The organism is Putridiphycobacter roseus (assembly GCF_003234935.1).
In the GTDB taxonomy this organism is placed as follows: domain Bacteria; phylum Bacteroidota; class Bacteroidia; order Flavobacteriales_D; family Crocinitomicaceae; genus Putridiphycobacter; species Putridiphycobacter roseus.
In genome coordinates this window covers 1-7,492 of record NZ_QKSB01000024.1, presented here as the reverse complement: position 1 = coordinate 7,492, position 7,492 = coordinate 1, and the positions used below count along the sequence as shown (strand labels likewise).

Sequence of the window (7,492 nt, the reverse complement as noted above, 5' to 3'; positions counted from 1 at the left end):
AAAAACGAAAACACAACACAAAAATAAAAATTACAGCGAAGCTGTTCGGCATAAATGCCTATTTTTATTCAGCCGTTGTAGGTTATAGATTACCATGAATAAAATACTGTACGCAATATTATTTTTAGCACTTTTTAGTTGTGAAAATCCAGAGGTACTGAATGAAAAAAGTACTATTTATGCAAATGGACTTCACCCATTTGAGGAATATGGAAAGTGGGGCTATATCAATTCTCAAGGTGATAGAATAATAAAATGTCAATTTAATAAAGCCCAGCGATTTCAGGAAGGATTAGCTACGGTCCTTATAGATAATTTATGGGGGTGCATAGATACCAATGGCACCATTATAATTGCGCCACAATTTCAATTCATATCTGGCTTTTCTGATGGCTTGTCGCTCGTAATCTTAAATGATGTTTCTCTAAAACAAAAAGCATTTATAGATCGAACAGGTAAAGTTGCTTTTAAAACTAATTATCACCCTCAAGGAAATTTCAATAACGGGAGAGCACTAGTAAAAGTGAATGATGAAATATGCTATATTGATAAAAAAGGAAAGATAGTTATCAATACTGATTATCCATACGGAACCGCATTTTGTGAGGGAATTGCTAAAGTGTGGACAGGGGACAGTAGTAAATATATAGATACCTCAGGCCAAATAGTTTTCAAACTTGACGGTATGGGACACCACGATTTTAAAGAAGGTCTAGTGTCTGTAAGAATAAACGGCCAAAACTGTTTCCTTAATAAAAACGGAGAAGTCGTTGTAGATTCCTTAAATAGTACTTGGGCTTGCTTTGATTATTCAGATGGGTTAGCTCAGGTAACTATCCCAGGGACAAACCACAAATCTGGTTTTATTGATAAATCTGGAGCACTTGTAATTCCAATAAAATATTCTAATGTTCGAAATTTCTCTGAAGGGCTTGCAGCATTTAAGGATTCGTCACTGTGGGGGTTTATCAACAAGAAAGGAGACACAGTAATTCCCCCACAGTTTGAAAGTATAAGTTATGGCTTTAGTAATGGGTTGTGCAGATTTGAGAAGAACAGTGCTTGGGGCTATATAAATCAAGTGGGTAATATAATATGGCAAACGCAAAAAAATATTCAATACCGAAAGTTGGATTTATCATTGTGGGAACTAGACACTCTGAACCTAAGAAAAGCCAAACTTGGTGGGGTAAACGCACAAGATAGAAATACACCAAGAAGGATTAGTTTTAGCTCAGGAGCTGGCTTAAAACTGCAAGTTGACACAGTTGACCTTACAGTTTACAATGATAGGTTCTTTGCCTATAAAATATACTTAATCAATAGTACAAACGACACTGTTCAAATTCCAGCACAAGATGGTCGCATTAAAATCATGCAGCAAGCCTTAGATTTGGAGGGAAAGTGGCTAGATACTGAGAGGTTTATAAATAGTTTTTGTGGTAATAGCTACCATAGCTTCCCTCTCTTGCCAAGTTTTTATCAAGTATACGCTACTCCAATAACTAAAGGAGAGTTTAAAACGAGATTAAGATATAGGCTGGAATTATATGATAGAACCATCTATTCTAACGAGTACATTGGGAATATTAATGCAGAGCAAATAACAAATACTTTGTAGCGAGATAATTTGCACTAAATAATTAAAACAACCTACAACAACAAGCATATTTCATAGCTGTTTCGTACCTTACAGCAACGAAAACATGCTCAAACGTTAGCTTTCATAAATAAGATGATAAATAGAATATTAATATTATTAAGCTTAGTAATAATTGGAAAAACTAGTCTTTGTAACTCAAATTCTGACAGTACTTCCTTCGTTGTATCCTTTACCACTTATAATCACGCAGAACGTTTTTTTACAGGTGTAATGACTTATAGGATTACAAATGACAGTATCATAGTTTCTAGGAGCAGCATGTTTCTTACAATTGATAGTATTATTCGAAAAGATACAATTCTGTATAAAGCCAAAGTTGATTATAATACAATAGACAATATTGATTCATTGCAGTTGACCAATTTACGAAATGACTATTATAATAAGTGTATACTGATTACTAGTGGAAATGAATACTTCGTCTCAATCAAGACAAAAAAGGGCGTTAAGTCAATTCATTTGCATCATTATTATTTGAAACAAGTTGAAGACCTAATTGCTGAAATAAATAAATTATTGCCAGAGAAATATGCAGTTCGCTATCTATCTGAGGCAACAGAACAAAATTGCAACTGAATAAATAAAAGTGAAAGTTAATCACTCGGAGAATAGTTGAATGTGATGAAGTTTCTAAAACAGAAGAGCTTAAGGAAAAGTAAATTGGAGAAAATAAAAACGAAAAGCTAACAAAATGCAAATTTCATAGTTGTTTCGTACCTTACAACAACGAAAATTTGCACAAACGTTAACTACAAGTGCAAGTAGGTAAAAAAGGGTTGAAAAATCCACAGTAACCTACAGTTTTCGGTAGACAATACCCAAGGTAAATCACAGTATTTTTAAAAGCAAAATTATAGTGGTATTAAATGCGGCGGACTGTACCCACGGCAACCCAAAATTCAGGCGGACTGTACCCAAAGTAACCCAATTCTCAGGCAGACTGATCCCACGGTGAATCACTGTATTTTTTAAATGCGAAATTTTAGCGGTACTGTGTGGCTCGGACTTTTGCCCAAGGCGGGAAAAACGCTAAACGCGTAAAATTTGACGTGAATTTTGCTTAGAAAAATGCAGTAAAAATTAGGGTCGGACCAAAGTAGAAGAGTTGGGTGAACGACCGCAACGATAGTATTAAAAAAAGAAAGCAGTAGTTAACAATACCTATATTCAATTTGCATTTACCAATTAAAAGCAGTGGTAATTAATAAAATAGCGCCAAAACATGGTTTAGATAGTCTAAAATAATTAATTTAGCCTAAACAATGCCTTGGCGGTTACTAAGTTACTTTTGTGCAAGGTAATGCAAACAGAAATATAGCCGGCCGTTAACTACAATTAATGGATTTATGAATAAAGTTTCAATTACATTTAAAACAAGGGCTGAATTTCTACCAATCTTTGATGAAGATTTAAATGATTTCGAAACCCTTATTGGTAAAACCCTACCTACAGATTATCGCCAGCACATGTTGGTTTACAATGGTGGATCTGTAAAAGAAGATATAGATCATAAAAACTTTCCAGAAGGAGGAGGTGGAATATCTCATTTAGATGCTATAAAGTATGGTGGAGAGAATAGTATGGAGGAAGTATTTGCTTATTTAGGAGGTAAAATTCCTTCTGGCCATATCTCAATAGGTGTATGCAGTAGCGGAGGAAATATACTTATGGATTTAAATAGTGGTAGTAAATACGGAATGACTAAATGGTGGAACCATGATGGCTATATAGTTAATCTATCACCTTCATTTACAGGTTTATTAAATGATATGGTAGAACCTGCTGATGAGTGGTAAATCTTCATGAATTAAAAATGAAATTAAACTCCAAAAGCGGAATATCTGAATAAGTACCTAGAAAGTTTAAAAAGAAAGCAGTAGTTAACAATACCTATATTCAATTTGCATTTACCTATTAAAAGCAGTGGTAATTAATAAAATAGCGCCAAAACATGGTTTAGATAGTCTAAAATAATTAATTTAGCCTAAACAATGCCTTGGCGGTTATCAAGTTACTTTGTGCAAGGTAATGCAAACAGAAATATAGCCAACCGTTAGCTACAACTAAAAAAAACGATATGGGAATATTTGACATTTTTAAAAAACAGAAAAAAGTAAGAAACGACTCTAATGCAATTTCCAAAACTAAACCTGAGCAAAAAAATGATTCTAAAGATGAAGGAATTTATGAATTAGCTTATGCTTCAACAAAATATAATGAGCTTAAAAAAAATTACAAATCTTATAAAAAGGAATTGTTAGATTTTGGTTTTGATGATTCTAAATTTATTCATAATACCATTGGATTAATACTTCGATATTATTACGCAACAGAAAAAGTTGATGCATTAAATCTTTATGCAGAATTGAAAAAAGATTTTCCAGAAAATGAAGATATAATTTGGCTTTTTTTAGAAGTAATTTGTTTGGTGAATATTGATAATGACTTAGAATTTGTTAAAAAATACGTAAATGGCAAGAAGCAACATCAATATGACCAACACTATCAAATAGAGTATCAAAAAGGTCTTGAATTAAAGAGATTAAATTATTTCAAAGAAGCAATTGAAATTTGGAGTAGCTTAAATGAGATAGAAGAATTTTCTTGGAATTATTATCAAATTGGAATTCTTCAAAATTTAATGAATAATAAGAATTGTTTGAAAAACATTAGAAAAGCAATTGAAATGGATGGTGAAATTAAGGAAGATGCTAAAACATATCCTGAATTAGATAATTTAAGAACTAATCAAGAATTTCTAGACTTAATAGATTTTGACCAAAAACCTGAAAAAAGCATACAACTGAAAAATTCTAAAGTTAAAGTTGGAGATTATATTATTGCTATCCCTAATTTTCCAAGCCCAATATTTGAAAAAGCTGTTATTTTAGTAACAAGAATTGAAAATGGTGCAATCCAAGGTGTTTTTACAAACAAATTACAAAACAAAAAACTTGGTGACCTTTCTAAAGAATTCATAGGCAGTAATTCACAAGTATATTCAGGTGGTCCAGTTGGTGAAAACTCATTACTTTATTTACATACTTTAGAATCTACACCAAATAGTAACGAAATTCTGCCTGGAGTCTATTTTATGGGAGATATTAGTAACTATATTGAAAAGTTAAAATCTAACGATATATCAGACAAACAAATCCGATTTTTTAATGGCTATGTTAGTTGGGGTGAATCTCAATTTGAAGAAGAGTTTAAAGAAGGCGTTTGGTTAATTTCTTCAGCAATTCATTCAGAAATTATGACTTCCGAAAACACACCAATTTGGGAAGAATTAGTTGAAAGGATAAAGAATAAAAAGCAATAGCTAACACGGTATATAAAACATAGCTAGTAAGTGATAAACGGAAGGTTAGTGCCTATTTATGAAGTCCGCCAAATCTGTGATTAGGCATTTAGAATAATAAAAAAGTAAAATACCAAATCACAGATTTGGCTAAGTGATAAATTGAAACTTATCGTATATTTATACGCTACGTTTCATATACTAAACTTTAGCCACAAGTAGATATTAGTAATGGACAAAACTTTTATTGGACATAAAGCAAAACTTCTGAATCCTGACATGGACGGCATTGTCCTTCAAATGAATAGTTGGAGTTCGGAAAAGATGGTTCCAAAATATGCTATAAGTCTTGATAACGATATCAAAATAGTAAGAGTAGCTGAAGACAATATTTCATTTGGCGAGAAAGTCTCAGATGAAATGTATTTCAACAGAATTTTACGAGACATTCAATCAGGAGAAGAACTGACAAGAGAACATGCGTCTGAAGTCCTTTGCGATTTCCTTGAATTCGAGATAGAGAATATTGACCTAAGTTTACTGAAGTCAGGAATTCAGAAAATAATAGAACAAATAAAAGTGGAGAATAATATTAATGCTGAGCACAAGCTCGTAGAAGGATTATTTGAATTTATTTGGCATAAAAAAATATCGAAAAAAGCTGAGATTGACTTATTAGAAAGACTAACGGAAATAGACAAATATTATGTCTGGAGTTACTTAGGAGATGAAATAACGGAGGATATTAAAAGTTATAATTCTGGAAAACTGAATGACTACTATTCCAAAAATATAGAAAAATGGAAAGAGAAAGACATACAAATGTATGGCAAGGAAAAGATGGGGGAGTATTACGCTAAATTAAATAAAACCAGTGGCTAACACTGTATATAGCAAATAGGGCGTTCTGTGGTTTACGAAAGTTGGTGCTATTTACGAACACCGCCAAATTTTTAATTTGGCTTTTAAGATGAATAAGTTAAAAACAAAATATAAAAATATGGCTCAGAGCAAATCCGAAAGTTTATCGCTTTCTACTGCCCTACTTGCCATATACTAATCGTTATATGCAACTCAAAAGAATAAAATGAAACCTTTGAAATTATTACAGTTGGTATTATTAGGATTGACTTTCACATTAATAATTGCTTGTAATTCTAATGCAGAGGTAAATAACAACTCAAATCAAAATTCTGAAAATATGTTCTTTAGCGCTATTGAGCTTGGCGCCTCTAGTTCTGAAACAAACTTATTAATTAACGCTAGATTTAGCGAGTGTGGTGAATGGGGTGGTCACGAAGAAAAAATGGTCATTTATGCAAATCCAGACAAAGATTTTTATCTTGATTATATCAGATATAAAGTAAATTGTGATTCAATTGGTCATTATTATGGGACACCTGATTTTCAAAAGTTGGATTATGAGACTACTTTAAAATTGGGTGACGACCAAAAGAAATCTGTTTCAGAATACATAAGAAAAATGTCTATATCAAAAACAGAAGAAAGACACCCTGGTCATGCAGGCAATCGATTTTCTGTTGTCAAATCTGATTCAACACTAGTTCTTGATGTTTATGATTCAAAAGAATATGATGAAAATAGTTACTATCAGTTATTAACAGAACTAAATTTAAATTCGGATAAGAACTAAAAAGGAACAAATTAAATGGAAATAAGAAGTATGCATATAACAAGACCTAAAAAATCATATCTTGCTTTGGCAAGAGACGATTCTTAGCCAGACGTTGGCAAACATTAATGAAAATATTACTAACCATATTATCTATATCATTGTTGATATCTTGTCGACCGACTATCTCAACTTATGTGAGAAATATTTATCGAAACACAACACATAAGAATTACCTTTTTTTAAAAGAAAGAGCTGAAAACTTCTTGAAGGAAGAACTTGGACAGCAAACTTGTAATTCGGGAATAAGATATAAATCAAGATACACTTATCTTGAAATAATAGACACTATTTATTCCAGTATATCAACTGATACAGCTGGAAAGGTTGCCTTGTCCAATGTTAAATTATATTTCTGTTGCACAAGTCACATGAATATAGCTTTTAATTATCAAATTGAAGGCAACCAAATTCTTCAACTTGATTTGAAATTTGACCAATTTGGAAACTTGGACACACTCAAATCCAAATTTTTATCAAGTCATGTTAGAATAATAAAATTCATAGAAAAAAATGACTATACAGAAGACTTTTCAAAACTAGAATCAATAGCAATCAATCAAGGCATAAAAGGAAAGTTTAATTATTCCGCAATCGAGAACAAGGACGGAACAATTTATTGGAGAATTTTAGGCAATCAAATAAATATAGAAAACGGTCGAAAATATCAATCGGGAATTCTAATAAAAGTTAATGATCAGACAAAAACAGAATTAATAAAAATATATGAAACAGAATTTGGAGCTTAAAACGTTTGCCAACAATTAGAACCCAAAATCACGTGGGCGCAGGGCGTCCCCACTGATTTTTTCTAAGTGTTGCACTATGCCGCTAA

The 7,492-nt window shown here is 32.0% G+C and carries 7 protein-coding genes; all 7 read left to right on the top strand.

The annotated features are described in order from the left end of the window. Positions 1 to 94 precede the first annotated feature (94 nt). The 7 genes from DNU06_RS17080 (at position 95) to DNU06_RS17050 (ending at position 7,406) form a co-directional block, all read left to right on the top strand. Positions 95 to 1,621: a WG repeat-containing protein gene (locus DNU06_RS17080; protein WP_111064723.1), complete on the top strand. Its 1,527-nt coding sequence runs from the start codon at positions 95 to 97 to the stop codon at positions 1,619 to 1,621. 114 nt (positions 1,622 to 1,735) lie between these two features. Then, positions 1,736 to 2,239 carry a hypothetical protein gene (locus DNU06_RS17075; protein WP_146239313.1) on the top strand — a complete coding sequence of 168 codons (504 nt, stop codon included), beginning with the start codon at positions 1,736 to 1,738 and terminating at the stop codon, positions 2,237 to 2,239. 770 nt (positions 2,240 to 3,009) lie between these two features. Then, entirely contained in the window at positions 3,010 to 3,459 is a 450-nt protein-coding gene (locus DNU06_RS17070) for an SMI1/KNR4 family protein (protein ID WP_111064721.1), read from the top strand. 281 nt (positions 3,460 to 3,740) lie between these two features. Then, the gene (locus tag DNU06_RS17065) at positions 3,741 to 4,985 is read left to right on the top strand and encodes a YqgE/AlgH family protein (protein WP_111064720.1); all 1,245 of its coding nucleotides are present in this window, start codon (positions 3,741 to 3,743) and stop codon (positions 4,983 to 4,985) included. Positions 4,986 to 5,195: 210 nt separating this feature from the next. Beyond that, complete coding sequence (locus tag DNU06_RS17060; protein WP_111064719.1) at positions 5,196 to 5,846, top strand: hypothetical protein; 651 nt, start codon at positions 5,196 to 5,198, stop codon at positions 5,844 to 5,846. Between the two features lie 214 nt (positions 5,847 to 6,060). Then, positions 6,061 to 6,618 carry a hypothetical protein gene (locus DNU06_RS17055; protein ID WP_146239312.1) on the top strand — a complete coding sequence of 186 codons (558 nt, stop codon included), beginning with the start codon at positions 6,061 to 6,063 and terminating at the stop codon, positions 6,616 to 6,618. 245 nt (positions 6,619 to 6,863) lie between these two features. After that, on the top strand, positions 6,864 to 7,406 hold the full coding sequence (locus DNU06_RS17050; RefSeq protein ID WP_158526944.1) for a hypothetical protein: 543 nt from the start codon (positions 6,864 to 6,866) through the stop codon (positions 7,404 to 7,406). Positions 7,407 to 7,492 lie beyond the last annotated feature (86 nt).